Here is an 18,529-nt window from a genome sequence, read left to right on the forward strand (position 1 = left end):
GTCTTAACTTAATGACATTGCGCACAAACGCTTAATCCTCTTTTTAATTACAAACTTAATCAGTATATTGATCCAAGATTGCATTCAATTTTTCTTTTGGGGTGTAACCAGTCAAACGGTCAACAATCTTGCCGTCCTTCTTGATAAGCAAAGTTGGAATAGCCATAATACCCAACTTCTTAGCAGTATCTTGGTTATCATCAACGTCCATCTTAGTAAATTTAACATCTTGACGTTCTTCAGCCAATTGATCAATAACTGGTGATTGCATCTTGCATGGACCACACCAAGTTGCCCAGAAATCAATTAAAACAACGCCATCTTTAGTTTCATCTTCAAAATTTTGGTCAGTAATTGCATCAACCATCGTTTTTACCTCTCTTAATCAATAATCTTTTTTCTTTATAAAAATACTATAGCAAGTTTACTTACTTTTTACAAGTTGATTGCTTGCTTTTATTTTAAATGGACAATCGTTGCACCATTGCCGCCTTCATTAGCCGGTGCATAATTAAAACTTTTAACGTGATTGCTTGAACGCAGGTATTGCCATACACCTTTACGAATAGCACCTGTCCCGATTCCATGAATAATTGTGACATAGTCAAGTCCGGCTAGCAAAACTGAATCAATATAACGATCCAAGTTCGTCATTGCTTCATCATAACGCTGACCACGCAGATCGAGTTCGCTATGAGCATTATTTCTTCTCAAAGTACCACTGGTTGCACGTACTTGCTTCTTTGGCGTGGTTTTTTCACCCGTTACTTTTTCAATATCGCGATCGGAAACTTTGGTCTTGATAATTCCAATCTGAACTTCATATTCATGCTCAGAAAGTTTCTTGGTAATCGTCCCAGTTTGCCCATATGAGAGGACTTTTACCTTATCGCCAACATTCACATGGTGGCGACGCTTCTCACGCTGCAAGACTTTATTATGGGCTAAATTGTTTGCCTCCTGCCGTTCAAGCTTATTAAGCTGACCTTTAGCATCAATAATCTCATTTTCTTTAATATGTTGCCGGCTGTTTTCGAGCTGCTTAATAATTTGATCAGCTTTTTTACGACGCTTAGCAACAACTTCATTAGCTCGTTCCTGGGCAAAATCAAGCTGCTTTTGAACTCGCTGATTGTACCAGTCCAGTGCCTCTTGCAGTTTTTCTTCTAATTTTTGACTGCGATCCAAACTAGTTTGCAGCCGATTACGGGCCGCCGTTGCAGCCTTTGTTTGTTCATTCAAGCGTTCAATCATCTTATTGATGTCAGAGTCACTGTCTTTCATTAATCCTTGGGCATTTTGAACGACGTCTTCACGCATCCCCAATCGACGTGCAATAGCAAACGCATTACTATGCCCCGGAATACCGATCTGCAAATGGTATGTCGGCGACAGCGTCTTGAGGTCGAATTCCATTGAAGCATTTGTTGTTCGCTCGCGATTGTAGCCATACAGTTTTAATTCAGGGTAGTGCGTGGTAACCATGATTTTGGCATCTTTTTTGCGCAAAAAGTCCAAAATGCTTATTGCCAAACTAGCCCCTTCTTCTGGATCAGTTCCCGCACCAATTTCATCAATTAAAACTAAAGTATCGGCATTGACATGCTTCATAATGTACACAATATCGTTAATGTGTGAAGAAAAAGTACTCAGTGATTGCTCAATCGACTGTTCATCACCTATATCAGCATAGACCTGTTTAAAGACGCCTACCGTGCTGCCTTCTTCAGCTGGAATAAACAGACCAGATTGCACCATTAATTGCAACAGTCCGGCAGTTTTTAAAGTAATAGTTTTACCACCAGTGTTGGGGCCAGTAATCAGCATTGTATCAAACTTATCACCTAAGCGAATATCATTTGGTACTACCTTTTCCGGATCGATTAATGGGTGCCGCGCTTTAAGCAAATTCAAAGAATGATCTTTGCTCAGTTTTGGCTGCGAGGCCTTCATTTGCTTTGCCAACTTCGCTTTAGCCTGCAAAAAATCTAATTCAGTCAGAGCTGAAGCAATCGCATTTAAGCGATCAATTTCAATCCGTGCTAAATTTGAAAGCGACTTTAAAATGCGGTGAATTTCTTGTCGCTCTTGCGCTACCAGATTTTGCTGCCGATTATTTAAATTCAAAACTGCTTCTGGTTCCACAAACAAAGTTTGACCACTGGCACTTTGATCATGAACAACGCCACCAAATTTTCCACGATATTCTTGCTTGACTGGAATAACATAGCGATCATCACGGATAGTTACAATTCCTTCAGACAAGTACTTACTAGAATTGCCTTTGGTGTAGCCTTCCATTTTTGCTTTAATTTCTTCTTCATTGCTGCGGATATCATGACGCAGTCTGGCTAAAGCAGTAGAAGCTGTATCCAGTACTTCACCGTCATAGTCGACCGACTTTTTTAATTCATGAAACAAAGTCTCCGGTACATCAAGTTCTGTCAAAATTTCGTCAACTGAACTTAGATCAATTTCATCATCGACTTCTTCCATAAAGCCGTTAACATCATTAGCTAAAGTCAAAACCAGCAACAAATTGCCTAATTCTTTTGCATTTAAATTTGCTTTTACACCTAATCTTTTGGTACTTGGACCAACATCTTCAAAGTCTGTTAATGGTAAATTGCCCTTCACTCTCAAAAGACTGCTTAAAGCAAAAGTTTGATCCAATTGTTTTTGTACCTGCTCATAATCACCACTTGGCAATAATTGTTCTGCCCTCTTTTTAGCAGGAGCTGTGATTGCCAAACCCTTTAAACGAGCAGTGATCCGTTGAAATTCAAGTATTTCTAAAATTTTTTTGTTCATCATAGCTATTTATCTTTACATTCCAAGTAAGACAAAAAGAGACTGGCAATGCCAGTCCTTTTTGTTTTATTCACCACTTAAACGATCATCGCTCAAGAATGTATTCAATACTCCTTGAACCATATCCCATTCTTCATCTGATTCAATCTCATGCAAGTCGCTGCTTGTAACGTCGCCTGCATCATCAGCATCATAACTAAATGCTTGCACTTCAATATCGTCATCATCACCTACTGCTGCAGGATACAGAAGTACGTAAGACTTATTGTAGTCATCAGAATGGAAAGTGAATAAGATCTCATATAATTCTTCATTGCCCTGATCATCAATCAAGGTAATTTGACGGTCCTTATCACCATCACCATTAATGTTTGCTGCCATTTTAATCCTTTCGGTGTAAGTCTAAATAATTTTGCAAGATAAGTACTGCAGCCATCTGATCAATTACCTGCTTACGCTTCTTGCGATCATGAACGCCAGCTTCTTCAACTAGAACTCTTCGTGATTCCACTGTTGTTAATCGTTCATCATCATAATAAACAGGCAGATTAAACTTCTTTTTCAGACGTTCGCCATAAGCCTTGCTCCGATCTACTGAATGCCCACTTGTTCCATCCATGTTCTTTGGCAGACCTAAGACAAATCCTGCAGGATCATATTCGCGCACAATTTTCTTCAGTGGACGCATTCCAAAGTTAAATTTACTTTCATCAATTGGAATCGTCTCTAATTTTTGCGCAGTAATCCCCAATTCATCGCTGACCGCAACTCCAACTGTTTTGGAGCCGATATCTAAACCGATTAATCTCATTTACTTATCTTTGCCAAGGTAGCTCTTTACAAGCTCCTCAATAATTTCATCACGCTCATGCTTAAGAATTAAATTACGAGCATCATTATGCCGTGGGATATAAGCAGGATCCCCAGAAAGCAAGTATCCAACAATTTGATTAATTGGATTGTAGCCCTTTTCTTCGAGCGCATTGTAAACATCTTGTAGAGTATCATACACGTTTTTGCCTTTATTTTGGTTAAAGTCAAAATGCATGGTTTTATCTAATGAACTCATAATTATTCCTCCTGTCACAATTCTACTTGAAATAAGAGCCAAACTCAATTATTTAATTCTTAGAAATTTCACTAATTACAGTCTTAATAGCCTCATCGATGCCCTCTGGCTTCTTACCGCCGGCTTGAGCCATGTTTGGACGGCCACCACCGCCACCACCAAAGATTGGAGCGACTTTCTTAATCAAATCGCCAGCCTTAAGACCTTTATCAAGAGCCTTCTTATTCAAGCTAATAATCATGTTAGCCTTGCCATCATTCTTGGCAGCCAATACCAAGACATCAGACTTGTTGCCACTTTTCCAGCTATCGGCAAGTTCACGCAAGTCGTTCATACCGCTAACGTCTGCTGTTGCAGCAATAACTGTTAAATCGCCAGCCTTTTGAACATTGTCAAAGATTTCTCCAGCCTTTGCTTGGTTGATCTTCTTAGTTAAACCTTCAACTTGCTTTTGGGCATCATGCAAGCTGCTTTCAAGTGAATCGATCTTGTCCATAATGCCATCTGGCTTAGTAGCCTTAACATGTTCTTGAATATCATCAAGTAAAGTTGAGCGGTAAGCTAAGTATTCATAAGCCTTCTTTGAAGTTACGGCTTCAATTCTGCGCATACCTGCACCAACAGCGGATTCAGAAGTAATCTTGAAAATACCGATTTGGTTGGTATTGTCACAGTGAGTACCACCGCAGAATTCTGATGAGAAGTCACTTACTTGAACAACACGAACTTTATCACCGTATTTGCCATTGAACAAAGCTAAGGCACCCATCTTCTTGCCTTCTTCTGGTGTAGTGACAGTAGTCTTAACTTGAATTGCTTCCCAGATCTTTTGGTTAACCAATTCTTCAACTGATTTAATTTCACGTGGAGTCATTGGTTCCATAGCTGTGAAGTCAAATCTCAAGTAATCAGGTTCAACAAGTGAACCAGCCTGGTGAGTATGTTCACCTAAAACTTGACGAAGAGCTGCGTGCAATAAGTGAGTTGCAGTGTGAGAGTGACGCAAACCTTCACGACGTTCACGATCAATCTTTAAAACATATTCTTGGCCCTTTTCAAGTGGCAAAATGATATCAACAAAGTGCAAGTTTTGATCATTAGGTGCATGTTGAACATCTGTAACTTTAGCAACTAATTCGCCATCTTGGTTGTAAATATTACCATGATCGGCAACTTGTCCACCACGTTCAGCGTAAAATGGCGTCTTATCAAATACTAAAGTTGCTTCTTCACCATCAGCCTTGTTGACCAATTTGTCATTAACAACAATGTCAATCAATTTAGCATGGTCTTCTTCATACTTGCCATATTCAAATTCTGACTTGTCCTTGATATTCATCAAGGTTACATCTTGACGACCCATTGATTGCAGGTCACCACGAGCTTTACGAGCACGCTCTTTTTGAACTTGCATTTCTTTATCAAAGCCCTTCTTGTCAACCTTAAGACCTGCATCTTGAGCTGATTCGAATGTTAATTCATAAGGGAAGCCATAAGTATCAAACAACTTGAAGGCATCCTTGCCTGAAATAGTCTTATTGTCTGACTTCTTAGCCTTGGCAATTAATTCATTAAGCAAAGTTAAACCAGAATCAAGAGTTGCTTGGAATCTTTCCTCTTCATTTTGAATAACATTTTCAATGAAGCCTCTTTGATCCATAACTTCTGGGTAGTGGCTTTGCATAATTTTACCAACAACTGGAACAAGTTTGTAAAGAAATGCACCTTTAATGCCCAAACGTTGACCATTCAAATCAGCACGACGAATTAAACGACGAAGAACGTAGCCACGACCATTGTTAGAAGGAAGAGCACCGTCAGCAACAGCAAAACTTACGGCACGAACGTGGTCGGCAATGATCTTGAAAGCAGTAGTATCTGCTTTGTTAACGCCGTATTTCTTGCCTGGAGTCATCTCTTCAGTTGCATGAATAATTGGCAAGAACAAGTCAGTTTCAAAGTTTGTTGGTGCGCCTTGCAAAATTGAGAGCACACGTTCAAGACCCATACCAGTATCGATATTCTTATGTGGCTGATCAACATATTTGCCATTTGGAAGGTGGTTGTATTGTGAGAAAACAATGTTCCAAATTTCAAGGTAACGAGCGTTTTCACCACCTGGGAAGTTTTCAGGGTCATCTTCAGCAACATCATTGTTTTCTTGACCACGGTCATAGAAAATTTCAGTATCAGGACCACATGGACCTTCACCAATATCCCAGAAGTTGTCTTCTAACTTAACGATATGATTTTTAGGCATTCCTGCCTTTTCCCATACCTTTTGTGAATCAATGTCTTTTGGATAAACAGTACAATAAAGCTTGCTCTTATCAAGGCCTAACCACTTAGGACTTGTCAAAAATTCCCAAGCCCAAGTAATAGCTTCATTTCTGAAGTAGTCCCCAACTGAGAAATTACCAAGCATTTCAAAGAAGGTTTGGTGACGAGCAGTTTTACCAACGTTTTCAATATCATTAGTTCTGATTGATTTTTGTGAACTAGTAATTCTGCGGTTCTTAGGAACAACTGAACCATCAAAGTACTTCTTCATTGTGGCAACACCAGAGTTGATCCAAAGAAGAGTTCGGTCATCTTGTGGAATAAGTGATGCACTTGGCATAATCATATGGCCATGTTCTTTAAAGAAGTCTAAGAACATTTGCCGAAACTCTGAACTTGTTAGTTTCTTCATTTTTATCTCCTAATCCAAAATAAAAAACGCCATTGCAGTTTCAAGGACGCTACGTGCGCGGTACCACCTTGATTGCAACAGTGTTTGTTACCTCTTGATTATCTTTAAAATTAATACTTAAAGGAGCATCCCCTAAAGCGAATTAAGCTTTTCTCACCAATTAGCTCTCTCTTTGAAATTCAACTTTAAAAGACATATCTTAAGCTGAAAATAATTGTACTACTTAGACGAAGTTTGTCAACGTCCCTGCTCACGCCGACGGCAACGTTGCCGCTTAGCCTTGCGAACCTCATGCCGCTGTTCAAGCTTGCGCTTTTGACGATTGTCTTCTTGAATAGCACGTTTGATTTTCTCCTTGTAGCCTGGCTTGCGTTTACGTTTTTCTTTTTTAACATAACCAACCAGTTTTGTATCAAGGTTGCGATTCTTAGCTTCACGGTTGTCGCGACGGCGATAATGTTTACGAGGAACCAGTTCGCCCTTTTTAATTTCAACAAAATCAAAATGAACGCCCATCTTTTCCAGCTCTTCAATTCGGTTCATCTCTTCTTCGCGAATCAAAGTAACTGCATGACCTGGCAAACCGTTGCGACCTGTTCTGCCAATCCGGTGAATGACGAATTCCAAATCGCGCGGAACTTCATAATTGATAACTAAACTTACGCCATCAATGTCAAGACCGCGGGCTGCCAAGTCGCTGGCAACTACATATTGGAATTGCCCCTGTTCAACTTGGCGCAAAGTCCGTTTACGCTCACGTTCAGTGATGCCACCGTGAATTTTAGCGACCTTTAATCCTTGATCCTGCAAAAACTTGTTTAATTCATCAACTTTTTGCTTTGTATTGGCAAAAACCAAGGCCAAATATGGCTGCCCCATCGTTAATAATTGATAAAGAACGTTCTTCTTATCTTTTGAACCAACATCCAAAAGATCGTTTTTTATTGTTGGCGCAATAATTGCTGGATTATCAATGATAATTTCGTCAGGATGCGCCATATACTTACATAAAAAGTTGGCCAGCTTCACTGGAATAGTTGCTGAAAAGGCTGCAAAAAGCACATCCTTTGGCAACTTAGCAGCTACTTGATCGATATCATTTAAAAAGCCCATATCCAAAGTCATATCAACTTCATCAATGATAAAGTCCTTCACGGCATCAACAGCGAAGATCTTCTTTTGGACAAAATCCAGCAAACGACCTGGCGTTGCAATAACCAGTTGCGGTTTTTTATTTTCGATTTTTTCTAATTGACGTTCCCGGTCAGTTCCTCCAGCCAGGTGCATGATTGAAATATTCAATCCTGAAGCCTTGCGCAGGCTCTTGGCAACCTGATAAAGCTGATCGGCTAATTCGCGACTAGGTGCAGTAATAATTGCTTGAACATAGTCAGAAGACAGATCAATATCATTAAAAACCGGTACTAGATAAGCATGCGTCTTACCAGAACCTGTTGCTGACTGTACAATCACATTTTGCCGTGAAAGCATGGTCGGGATAACTCGTTCCTGAACTTTAGTTGGCTTAGTAAAATGAATTTTTTCAAGTCCGGCCTGCAGTTCAGGTTTAATTCTTGAATCAGTAAAAGTATTATTCATGTTCTTCCTTGTATTTCTTAGTTACTTCAACAACTTCGGCGAAGATTTGCTTTACTTCATCCATATCTTTGGCATTAGCGCCTGAAGCCAAAGCATGACCACCGCCATCATGTTTTTCAGCTAATTTGTTGATTACAGGACCCTTTGAACGGTAATGAACGCGGAAAGTACCATCTGGTTTTTCAACAAAAACATTCCAAGCTTTGATATCTTTAATTCTTCCTGGAGTAGAAACAGTAACTGATGCTTGATCATCAGTAATGCCAAGTTTCTTCAAATCTTTTTGCATTAAAACAGCATAAGCTGCGCCGCATGGATCAACTGTCATATAGTCAAGAACGGCAGCTTGAAGTTTAGCTTGAGCAAAGGTAACATCACTGATATTACGAGCAATCTCAGTAATATTAATGCCTGTTCTGGCAAGTTGAGCTACTACATCAAAAGTATGAGCGGAAGTTTCTGGATACATGAACCGTCCTGTATCACCAACAATTCCAGCATAAAGCGGATAAGCAACTTCTTCAGGAAGAGGCAATTTTTCAGCATTAATAAAATCAACAATAATTTGAGAAGCTGCTGGTGCATCTGGATCGACATAACTCATATCGGCATATGGATCGACATCAGGGTGGTGGTCAATTTTAATTAAGAAAGAACCTTCACGGTAAAGCTTGTTGGAAATTCTAGTGGTGTTGGCAGTATCAGTTGTAATTACCAAAGCACCTTCATAATCTTTCTTAGTGACCTTATCCATAGTATTAATCCAGGCTAAATCTCCTTCGTCATTTTCGCCGGCACACAAAATACGTTTGTCAGGGAATTTTTCTTGCAAGCTTCTAGCAAGACCAGCTTGTGAACCAATTGCATCTGGATCAGGACTGGCGTGACGATGCAAGATAATAGTAGGATATTCTTTAATTTTTTCGTAGATTTCATCAAAAGTACTCATAATCGTTAACTCTCCTTAATTTTCTCACCCTCTAGTGTAACAGACAACCGTCTTTTTTATAAAGTTGAAAACAGATTAGTTTCACGATAAGTTTCTTGTTCCAAATTGGTAGCCGAGATACCGAGCAGCCGAATTCCTTGATCTAAAAATTCCGGCAAAGTCTCAAATAATGCCTTTGCCTCACTATAAATCAACTGTTCATCCTGCGTCTTTTGCCGCAGCATGCGTCGCCGGGTAACCGTATGAAAATTGGTATTGCGCAATTTTAAGACGATGCAATTGGTTTGCAGATTTTTTTCTTTAAGCATCTGACTGACATCTCGTGCATAATTTCTTAATAAAGTCAGCGCTTGCTGCTGGTCAAAAATGCTAGGCTCAAACGTCCTTTCCTTGCCAATCGACTTCCGTTGTCTCTTGGCTTCAACTGGACTTAAGTCTATGCCACGTGAATGCATTGCTAATACGTAACCCATCTTTTTAAAATGATCAATTAAAAATTTGACGCTTTTTTGCTGCAAATCGGCACCAGTATTGATCCCCATTTCTCTTAAAACGGCCTGCATCTTTTTCCCGACTCCAGGGAACTTCTTGATATCCTGCTGTGCTAAAAAGGATTGGGCTTCACTGGGCAAAATGACCGTTTTTCCAAATGGTTTGGCATATTCAGAACCCATTTTTGCCAAAAACTTATTATAAGTCACGCCATATGAACAAGTTAAACCAGTCGTGCGATATACTTTTTGCTGCATGTAATTGCCTAACTGAATTGAAGAGTAATCGCCTAGTTTATTCTTCGTAATATCAAGATATGCCTCATCCAAAGAAACTGGCTCAATGATATCTGTTACTTCGTGCATAATGGCATGGACTTGATCAGAAACCGCATGATACTTGTCAAAATTGGGCGGAATAAAGACTAATTTATCTGTTGGAATAAGCTGCACTGCTTTAATTGCCGGCATAGCACTGCCAACGCCATATTTGCGCGCGATATAATTTGCAGTCGTAATCACGCCATGACCATTGAAATCCCGCGGATCATGAGCAACAACTACTGCCTTATTTTTTAATTCGGGATGGTCCCGCATTTCCACTGAAGCGTAAAAAGCATCCATATCCAGATGAATAATCCGGCGATGGATGTCGTTTTTAGGTAATAAATTCTCGTTATTATTCATAAATCCAATGTTCAGTTGGAGATTCAAAAATATGGTTGCTTTCAGTTGGCCCCATCCGATATGGTGCGTATTGGATGATATCTGGGTTGCCAGCTTCGTTTTCCTTTTGCCAAGCATCTTCTATTGCATCAATGAACATCCAGTAACGTTTTAATTCGCTCCAGTGGGTAAAGTTAGTGGAATCATTGACAAAAACATCATGGAGAAGGCGTTCATAACCATCTGGCACTTCTGCTAATTCAGACTTAGAGAAAGTGTAGTCAAGCTTTTCTCTTCTAATTCCTTCTTCACTAATCTTTTTACCGTTGATGGTAATAAAAATTCGACTTTGTGGATCAATTTCAATCGTAATATTGTTGGAATAAGCTTGACCATATGGAGTGTTGATATGCTTTAGCACTATGTCAATTCGGTTCTTCTTTTCTTTGAATTCCTTACCAGTTCTGAAGTAAATTGGAACACCGGCAATTGGTCCTCTTTCAAACTTAACCTTTCCTGCGACATATGTTTCAGTTACAGAATCAGGGTTTACCTTCGGTTCTTTCTTATAAGCAAAGGTGGTGTCACTACCAGCATATTGGCCTCGAACAAAGTCCTTTTTTACTTGTTCAGCATTTGGAATAATCAAGCTTTCCAGCAATTCTTGCTTTGCCTTGTGAATGGCTTCTGAAAAAATATTCTCTGGTTCTGGCATTGCCAATAAGGTAATGATTTGGAAAATATGATTTTGCACCATATCACGCAAAGCACCTGAAGTTTCATAATATTCACCACGAGCTTCAACGCCGAGTCTTTCAGCAAAAGTAACTTGAATATTCTCGATATTGTCCTTGTTCCAAATATTCTTAATCAATGGATTGGTAAAACGCATTGGCAAAATATTTTGAATCATTTCCTTGCCAAGGTAGTGATCGATTCTAAAGATTTCATTTTCAGAAAATGAAGCGATAATTTGCTTATTTAATTCTTCAGCACTCTTAAGATCACGACCAAATGGCTTTTCAACAACAATCCGGTTAAAGCCGCTGCCAGTCAAATGCTGATCGTTAATATGGGTGGCAATTGTTCCGAAGAATCTTGGTGCCATGGCCATGTAGAACAAGCGATTTCCTTGGGCACTGTAACGATCGTCCAGTTCTTGAGCCAATTCTTTTAAAGTAATATAGTGTTCAACATTAGTTACATCATGAGATTGATAGTAAAAATGACTTGTAAAGTCTTTGACATCATTTTCATCAACTTCAGTATGAGTTTCATGAATTGCATCGCTTACTTGTCCACGTAAGTATTCATGCGACCAAGGACGACGTGCAGTTCCAATAACAGCAAAATTGTCGTGAATCAAGCCTTGTTCATAAAGATTGAATAATGCAGGATAAAGCTTACGGTGTGCCAAGTCACCACTACCACCGAAAATAATCATGACAACTGGAATATTTTTCATTTTGTACCTCCACTTCATAGTCAACACATTTATTTTACAACAAGGAATTTTTTAGCAAAATAAAAAGCGCCTTTCAAAGGCACTTTTATTCATAAAATTATCTTATGATTAATCTTTCTTTTCTTCTGAATTGTCATCTGCTGGCTTTTCAGTTTCAGGCTTTGCTTCAGGTTCTTCCTTAGTTTCAGTCTTTTCTGCTGATTTTTCTTCTGCAGGAGATTCTGACTTTTCAGTTTCAGCTGATGCTGGCTTTTCTGCTGCGGCTGGCAAAACTTGACGAATAGCCATTCTGTTGAAAGTCAAGTAGATACCATCAGCGTCAATAACAACAGTATTGTCTTTGCCATTGATTGAATCAACTTTTCCGTGCAATCCGTCAACTAAAACGACACGGTCGCCCTTCTTCAATTGATCCATCATTTGCATTCTCTTTTGTTGTTGCTTCTTTTGCGGGCGAATCATGCCAAAGTACATGAATCCGATCAAAATAACGAAAACAACAATCATCATAATATTGCCGCTGCCACCTTGAGCATTAGCCAAAAATAAAGTATTCAAATTTTTCACCTCATAAAAATATCAATGTTAATGTCAATTACTTTTATTATACAAAAAGCAGACCTAAGATGCACTCTAATCTGCCTTATTCTTCATTTGGATTTGGTAATCCTAATTGAGCATAAGCTTTGTCAGTTGCCATTCGACCACGCGGCGTTAATAAAATAAAGCCATGCTGCAGCAAATATGGTTCATACAAAGATTCAATCGTATCAATATCTTCACCGACATTTGCTGCTAAAGTTCTGATGCCAACGGGGCCGCCACCATAGCCTTCGATCATCGTACGCAAAAGTTTGCGGTCAGTCAGATCCAGGCCTTCATCGTCAACCTGCAATTGCTTCAAAGCATGCTCCGTTGTCTTTAAAGAAATGGTATCTTCACCTTTAACTTCGGCGAAATCACGCACCCGTTTTAACAAACGGTTGGCCACTCGTGGCGTTCCCCGAGACCGACGAGCCAATTCATGAGCTGCTTCAGGAGCAATAGAAGTATGAAAGACATCGCCGGATCGTTGAATAATCTGCTCTAACTCATCTACAGTGTAATATTGCATATGCTCAACAATACCGAAACGATCACGTAGCGGCGCTGAAAGCTGTCCCGCCAAAGTAGTTGCCCCAATTAAGGTAAATGGAGGAAGTGGAACATGAACGGCATGCGTCGTTTCTCCCTCACCGATCATAATATCGACATAGAAATCTTCCATAGCAGAATAAAGTACTTCTTCAATCGGTTTAGGCAAACGGTGAATTTCATCAATAAACAAAACATCGCCAGGATCCAGTTCTGATAAAAGTGCCACCAAATCACCGGCTTTTTCAATCGCTGGCCCAGATGTACTTTTAAGATGAACGCCTAACTCATGCGCAATGACAAAAGCCAATGTAGTTTTACCAAGACCTGGTGGGCCATAAAGCAAAACATGATCTAATGCTTCATCCCTTTGTCTGGCTGCCTTGATATAAACTGCCATTTCTTTTTTTACTCGTGCTTGTCCCAAATATTGATTCAAACTTTGCGGACGCAGCGACATTTCAACTTGTTCTTCTTCCGCATCTTGCGCTTCACTTAAAGTTATCGCGTCTTCCTTGTCTACCACAAAATTCACTTCCTCACTTTTTACAAACTAATGTTCATTATAACATTACTTCTTTAATAAAAGGGCCAATCCCTTCTTAATATATTTATCTGCACTATCGGTATCAATTTTTTCCAGTTTCGGAGTAATGCGATCGACCTCTTTTTGAGTGTAGCCTAAGGCAATCAAAGCTAATAAGGCATCGTGCAATTCTGGTGAAATCTCTTCATTATCGGCAACCGTCCGATCCAAACTATTAACATAATCGCCTAACTTTCCTTTCAAATCAAGCACAATTTGGGAAGCCGTCTTTTTGCCCACGCCCGGAAAACGCGTCAAATACTTAACTTCACCCTGCTCAATTGCTTCAGCCAAGGAGTCGCTGTCTTCAGCCGCCATGATAGCTAAAGCAGACTTGGGACCAATTCCGCTGACACTCAACAATTTCAGGAAAAGACCTTTAGCATTTTTGTCTTGAAAACCATAAAGAGTAAAGCCATTGTTATCTGAGAAATTCTGCTCAACATAAACTCTAGCCTTTTGCCCTTGATGATAAGCAAAAGGAGTCGGACTGAAAACTTTATAGCCAACGCCATTAACATCAACGACGATATAGCTTGGCGAAATTTCAGCAATCGTTCCATCTAAATATTCAAACATCTTTTATTCATCCTTTTTAAACATCTTCCGCAAGTCATTTTGACTTATTCTGACTAAAACAACTTTGCCATCGGCGTCATGATATGGATCACTGCTCTTGCGCAAATCCGCTAGAAGACTGACATTTTCTCCAGCCGATAAATCAACATGACCGGTAATTTCTTTTCGAGCCTGCAAAGCAGCAATTTTAGCAAACAAGGTCGTCTCAGTCTGGTGTGCGACCGTTAAATAGCTATCCAAAATTCTTCTAACTGAGCCTTCAACATCACCATGAATCCATGTTGGATAGGAGCGCATAATAAAACTGTCTTGACCAAAATCTTCCAGAAAAATTCCGATTTTTTTAATCTCGTCAATTTTGCTTTTTATCTGTAAAAAGTCCAAGTTGCCAAATTCAAGAACCAAAGGCGTTAGTAAACCTTGCTGCACAATCTTTTTTTCAAGCAGTGTCTGATAGATTTTTTCATAAGTTAAACGGCGCCGTGCTGCTAACTGATCAATCAAAAACAGATCACCATTATCTTCAGCAATAATATAGGTTTTAGTTTGACCCAAATATTGCAGTTCTGGCAAATTGGTAGCCAGCGTTTCATCCCCAGTTGAAATAACTTCCTTGTCAGACTTGCCTTTGCCAAAGGGCGTTAATTGTGTTTGTTTGGCAATATTGTCTGCCCATGTCGTGGTAATTACGTAACGATCATCCTCACGTGGAATACTTAAATCCACGTATTTCGTCTTAGCCTTTTTAGGTGTTAATTCAGTTGGCGTTACTTTTTCATGAATTTCTGGTGTTGGTTGCCTAGTGGTATTAACCACGTTCTGGTTTAAATTAAACTTTAATTGATCAACCAAGGTCTCCTGCCGATTAGTTTTTAAATTGGCAAAAGCATCGCTTTGTTCGGGATGACTGATTAAGTTATCGCTAATAGCGGCCGTGATCAAACGGCTTAGTTCTTTTTCTTTAGACAATCTTACTTCTTGCTTAGTTGGGTGAACATTGACATCAACTAATAAAGGATCGACCTTAATTGCAACCACCACAATTGGATAATGACGTGCAGTTAATTTGGAACCATATCCTTCCATAATCGCCGTGTTCAGGTGAAAGTTCCGAATATAGCGACCATTAAGCAAAATGGAAATAAAATTGCGGGTTGAACGCGTCAATTCGGGACGAGACATTAAACCCGAAACCTGAAAATCACTGTCTGCATTTTTAAAGGGAATCATCTTTTCAGCAATATGGCGGCCGTAAACATTAGCTACGGTTTGGGCTAAATTGCCATTACCCGGCGTTCTCAATAATACTTTGCCGGCATTAGACAAAGTAAAAGAAATTTGCGGATAGCCTAGTGAAATGCGGTTGACAATATCGACAATTTTCATCATCTCAGTTCGCGGACTACGCAAGTATTTCAATCGCGCCGGGGTATTGAAGAACAAATCTTTAACTGTTATATTTGTTCCTTTTCTTGCAGCTGCATCTTCTTCAGTCTTTTTATTTCCGCCCACAAAAACTGCTTTAGTACCAATCTCATCAGCAGCTGTCGTAATTATTTCAACATGAGCAACCGCAGATATAGAAGCTAGTGCTTCTCCTCTGAAGCCTAATGTAGAAACGTTAAAAAGATCACGCTCATTATTGATTTTGCTAGTTGCATGGCGAGTAAATGCCAAATCAATCTGATCGCGTGCAATTCCTGTACCATTATCCTGAACAACGATTTGCTTTAAACCGGCATCCATAAAATCAATTCTGATTCTGCTTGCACCAGCATCAATTGAATTTTCAACCAATTCCTTAACAACACTAGCCGGTCGCTCAATAACTTCTCCGGCGGCAATTTGATTAGTTAGGGTCTCGGATAATTCATGAATTTTAGGCATTTTACTCGTTATCCTTTAAATCTTGTTGCCAATCAGCAACCATTTGCATTATTTGCAGTGGTGTCTTGTCTGCTAAATAAAGGTTAGAAATTTGATCCAGCACATCTTTTTCAGCATTTGAAACTGTTTCTGCTTCATCGTCAGTTGTCTCTTCTGCTTCTGGAGCATTTTCCATAAACAAATTCAGCTGTTCACTGGCTGGTCCCAATTCGCTTGCACCCTGTGCTTCAAGTCGTTTAAGCAATTTAGTTGCTTCACGCAAAACGCAATGCGGCAAGCCAGCAAGTTGAGCAACGTGAATCCCATAACTCTGATCGGCTGCGCCAGGCAAGATCTTGTGCAGAAAAATCAATTTGCCATTTTCTTCAGTTGCTCCAACATGAATATTCTTCAAGTGATGCAATGTCTTGTCTAAATCAGTCAATTCATGGTAGTGCGTGGCAAATAAAGTTTTCGCACCGACTTTATCATGCAGGTATTTAACAATGGCGCCGGCTAAAGCCATTCCATCATAAGTGGCTGTTCCACGACCAATTTCATCAAATAGTACCAAACTGCGTTTGGTAGCATATTGCAGTGCTTCATTTGCTTCACTCATTTCCACCATGAAAGTACTCTGACCAGAAATCAGATCATCGGCCGCACCGATTCGCGTAAAGATTTGGTCAAAAATTGGCAAGTCTGCACTGTCAGCTGGCACAAAGCTGCCCACTTGCGCTATAATCGCAATTAATGCCATTTGTCGCATATAGGTACTTTTACCAGACATATTTGGACCAGTAATCAAATAAATATCCGTACCATCGGCCATTTTGACATCATTAGGGATGTAAGAACCAGCCGTCATTACCTTTTCTACAACTGGGTGGCGGCCACCAACGACGTCGATATTCTGGTTGGCACTGTGAAAGCTTGGGCGACAATAATTATTTTCTTCTGCAACGGTAGCAAAGCCTGTATAAACATCTAACGCAGCCAATTGATTGCCCAATTTTTGCAGAGCTGGAATATACTTTTTAACTTCTTCACGCAATTTAACGAACAAATCATATTCCAAATCAGTTGAACGAGTCTGCGCCTCCATGATGAGGTTTTCATGTTCTTTCAATTCAGGCGTGATATAACGTTCGGCATTAGTCAGCGTCTGCTTGCGAGTATAACGATCCAAGGGGACTTTGCTCTTATTGCCATTAGAAACTTGAATATAGTAGCCAAATACTTTGTTATAGCCTATCTTCAAGTTCTCAATTCCGGTTTTTTCTCGTTCATCAGCTTCCATTTGTGCCAGCCACTTTTTACCGTTGTTCATCGCATCACGGTAACGATCAAGCTGAGCATCTACGCCATCCTGAATTAAGCCGCCTTCTGTTGTTAAAATTGGCGGATCCTTAACTAAAGTGGTTGATATCAATTCAGCAACACCTTTGAGTGGATCAATTTCATCGGCAAAATATTTTAATTCTGTACTGTCTGATTGCTTTAAAGCATCTAAAATCACTGGTACAGCTTGCAAGGAACGTGATAATTGCAAAAGTTCACGAGCATTGACATTGCCAAAAGCAATCCGTCCGGTCAATCGTTCAAGGTCATAAACGCCTTTTAAAGCATCAATAACATTTTCTCGGGTAAAGTAGTTGTCTAACAAGGATTGAACCATCTCTTGCCGCTTATTGATTTCTTCAATTGAAAGAAGCGGACGCGATAGCCACTGCTTAAGCAAACGACCACCCATTGCCGTATGAGTTTTATCCAGCACCCAGAAGAGCGAACCCATCTTTTTACCGGTTTTTGCAGAAGAGATTAATTCTAGATTATTCTGCACAGTATGCGACATTTGCAGATATTGATTTACTTCATAGCTTTTTGCAATCTGTAAGTGGGCCAGGCTGCGTTTTTGTGTTGTTAATAAATAACCTACTAATTGTTCAGCTGCCTGTCTTTCTGCATGATTCTTTAAGTTTTGTTCAACGTATGAAATTTCGGCATGTTCGCCTTCAAGCGGCGTTGGTTTAGAAACCGTGATATTTGACTTGTGCATAAAATCTTGATTTTGTGCCGTTAATGGTCCGTTATACACAACTTCACGCGTTCTTAAAGATAAAAGTTCGTTTGAAACTGCTGCAAAATCTTTTAAGTGGGTAGTATAAATTTCACCTGTGGACAAATCACTATAGGCTAAACCAAATCCACTATTGGTCGTCACTACAGAAGTTAAGTAATTAGACTCTTTTGCCTCATTAGGTCCTTCAGCCATCATAGTACCGGGCGTAACCAACTGAATGATCCCTCGCTTCACCATGCCCTTGGCCTTTTTCGGATCTTCTAGTTGTTCACAAAGTGCAACTTTGTAGCCTTTTTCAACTAAAGTATTCACATATGAATCCACAGCTAAGTGAGGCACACCTGCCATTGGAATTGGATTTTTAGTTTTATTAGAACGGTGAGTCAAGGTTAACTCAAGAATCTGCGCACCTTTGACTGCATCGTCTTCAAATAATTCATAGAAGTCGCCTACGCGATAAAAAAGGAAGGCATCGGGATATTGCTTTTTTATGTCATAATATTGCTCCATCATAGGAGTAGTACTGCTTTTAGCCAAAT

At 39.7% G+C, this 18,529-nt stretch carries 15 protein-coding genes; all 15 read right to left on the bottom strand.

Annotated features, from left to right (window positions below):
- Positions 1 to 55 precede the first annotated feature (55 nt).
- The 15 genes from trxA to mutS all read right to left on the bottom strand — a co-directional run bounded on the left by trxA (position 56) and on the right by mutS (position 18,503).
- A complete protein-coding gene (trxA, locus tag B2008_RS06330) occupies positions 56 to 367 on the bottom strand; it encodes a thioredoxin (RefSeq protein ID WP_281829210.1) in 312 nt (103 codons plus the stop codon).
- A gap of 89 nt (positions 368 to 456) precedes the next feature.
- A complete protein-coding gene (locus B2008_RS06335) occupies positions 457 to 2,811 on the bottom strand; it encodes an endonuclease MutS2 (RefSeq protein WP_281829215.1) in 2,355 nt (784 codons plus the stop codon).
- A 66-nt stretch (positions 2,812 to 2,877) separates the two neighbouring features.
- Positions 2,878 to 3,192: a DUF1292 domain-containing protein gene (locus tag B2008_RS06340; protein ID WP_281829207.1), complete on the bottom strand. Its 315-nt coding sequence runs from the start codon at positions 3,190 to 3,192 to the stop codon at positions 2,878 to 2,880.
- A gap of 1 nt (position 3,193) precedes the next feature.
- Positions 3,194 to 3,622, bottom strand: a complete 429-nt coding sequence (ruvX, locus tag B2008_RS06345) for a Holliday junction resolvase RuvX (protein WP_080881193.1) — start codon at positions 3,620 to 3,622, stop codon at positions 3,194 to 3,196.
- Entirely contained in the window at positions 3,623 to 3,880 is a 258-nt protein-coding gene (locus tag B2008_RS06350) for an IreB family regulatory phosphoprotein (RefSeq protein ID WP_004045418.1), read from the bottom strand. It lies immediately after the preceding gene.
- A 52-nt stretch (positions 3,881 to 3,932) separates the two neighbouring features.
- Positions 3,933 to 6,572: an alanine--tRNA ligase gene (gene alaS / locus B2008_RS06355; RefSeq protein ID WP_281829203.1), complete on the bottom strand. Its 2,640-nt coding sequence runs from the start codon at positions 6,570 to 6,572 to the stop codon at positions 3,933 to 3,935.
- A 237-nt stretch (positions 6,573 to 6,809) separates the two neighbouring features.
- Positions 6,810 to 8,171, bottom strand: coding sequence for a DEAD/DEAH box helicase (locus B2008_RS06360; RefSeq protein ID WP_281829202.1), 1,362 nt, complete (start codon positions 8,169 to 8,171; stop codon positions 6,810 to 6,812).
- Positions 8,164 to 9,120, bottom strand: coding sequence for a DHH family phosphoesterase (locus B2008_RS06365; protein ID WP_281829200.1), 957 nt, complete (start codon positions 9,118 to 9,120; stop codon positions 8,164 to 8,166). Before B2008_RS06365 ends, B2008_RS06360 begins: the two co-directional genes overlap by 8 nt.
- Positions 9,121 to 9,176: 56 nt before the next feature.
- Entirely contained in the window at positions 9,177 to 10,298 is a 1,122-nt protein-coding gene (dinB, locus tag B2008_RS06370; protein ID WP_281829198.1) for a DNA polymerase IV, read from the bottom strand.
- Positions 10,291 to 11,742: a glucose-6-phosphate dehydrogenase gene (gene zwf, locus B2008_RS06375; RefSeq protein WP_281829197.1), complete on the bottom strand. Its 1,452-nt coding sequence runs from the start codon at positions 11,740 to 11,742 to the stop codon at positions 10,291 to 10,293. Before zwf ends, dinB begins: the two co-directional genes overlap by 8 nt.
- A 108-nt stretch (positions 11,743 to 11,850) precedes the next feature.
- Positions 11,851 to 12,252: a preprotein translocase subunit YajC gene (gene yajC, locus B2008_RS06380; protein WP_414671998.1), complete on the bottom strand. Its 402-nt coding sequence runs from the start codon at positions 12,250 to 12,252 to the stop codon at positions 11,851 to 11,853.
- Between the two features lie 133 nt (positions 12,253 to 12,385).
- Positions 12,386 to 13,402: a Holliday junction branch migration DNA helicase RuvB gene (ruvB, locus tag B2008_RS06385; protein WP_281829195.1), complete on the bottom strand. Its 1,017-nt coding sequence runs from the start codon at positions 13,400 to 13,402 to the stop codon at positions 12,386 to 12,388.
- Positions 13,403 to 13,447: 45 nt separating this feature from the next.
- Entirely contained in the window at positions 13,448 to 14,041 is a 594-nt protein-coding gene (gene ruvA, locus B2008_RS06390; protein WP_281829193.1) for a Holliday junction branch migration protein RuvA, read from the bottom strand.
- A 3-nt stretch (positions 14,042 to 14,044) separates the two neighbouring features.
- A complete protein-coding gene (gene mutL / locus B2008_RS06395; protein WP_281829192.1) occupies positions 14,045 to 15,928 on the bottom strand; it encodes a DNA mismatch repair endonuclease MutL in 1,884 nt (627 codons plus the stop codon).
- A gap of 1 nt (position 15,929) precedes the next feature.
- Positions 15,930 to 18,503 (bottom strand): DNA mismatch repair protein MutS, encoded by a 2,574-nt coding sequence (gene mutS / locus B2008_RS06400; RefSeq protein WP_281829213.1) that lies wholly within the window; start codon positions 18,501 to 18,503, stop codon positions 15,930 to 15,932.
- Between the last annotated feature and the right edge of the window lie 26 nt (positions 18,504 to 18,529).

The organism is Lactobacillus sp. UBA5813 (assembly GCF_002417895.1).
GTDB lineage: Bacteria > Bacillota > Bacilli > Lactobacillales > Lactobacillaceae > Lactobacillus > Lactobacillus amylolyticus.

Coding starts and splice junctions, on each gene's coding strand:
- trxA (WP_281829210.1), bottom strand. CDS start 367: ATGGTTGATGCAATTACTGACCAAAATTTTGAAGATGAAACTAAAGAT.
- B2008_RS06335 (WP_281829215.1), bottom strand. CDS start 2,811: ATGAACAAAAAAATTTTAGAAATACTTGAATTTCAACGGATCACTGCT.
- B2008_RS06340 (WP_281829207.1), bottom strand. CDS start 3,192: ATGGCAGCAAACATTAATGGTGATGGTGATAAGGACCGTCAAATTACC.
- ruvX (WP_080881193.1), bottom strand. CDS start 3,622: ATGAGATTAATCGGTTTAGATATCGGCTCCAAAACAGTTGGAGTTGCG.
- B2008_RS06350 (WP_004045418.1), bottom strand. CDS start 3,880: ATGAGTTCATTAGATAAAACCATGCATTTTGACTTTAACCAAAATAAA.
- alaS (WP_281829203.1), bottom strand. CDS start 6,572: ATGAAGAAACTAACAAGTTCAGAGTTTCGGCAAATGTTCTTAGACTTC.
- B2008_RS06360 (WP_281829202.1), bottom strand. CDS start 8,171: ATGAATAATACTTTTACTGATTCAAGAATTAAACCTGAACTGCAGGCC.
- B2008_RS06365 (WP_281829200.1), bottom strand. CDS start 9,120: ATGAGTACTTTTGATGAAATCTACGAAAAAATTAAAGAATATCCTACT.
- dinB (WP_281829198.1), bottom strand. CDS start 10,298: ATGAATAATAACGAGAATTTATTACCTAAAAACGACATCCATCGCCGG.
- zwf (WP_281829197.1), bottom strand. CDS start 11,742: ATGAAAAATATTCCAGTTGTCATGATTATTTTCGGTGGTAGTGGTGAC.
- yajC (WP_414671998.1), bottom strand. CDS start 12,252: ATGATGATTGTTGTTTTCGTTATTTTGATCGGATTCATGTACTTTGGC.
- ruvA (WP_281829193.1), bottom strand. CDS start 14,041: ATGTTTGAATATTTAGATGGAACGATTGCTGAAATTTCGCCAAGCTAT.
- mutL (WP_281829192.1), bottom strand. CDS start 15,928: ATGCCTAAAATTCATGAATTATCCGAGACCCTAACTAATCAAATTGCC.
- mutS (WP_281829213.1), bottom strand. CDS start 18,503: ATGATGGAGCAATATTATGACATAAAAAAGCAATATCCCGATGCCTTC.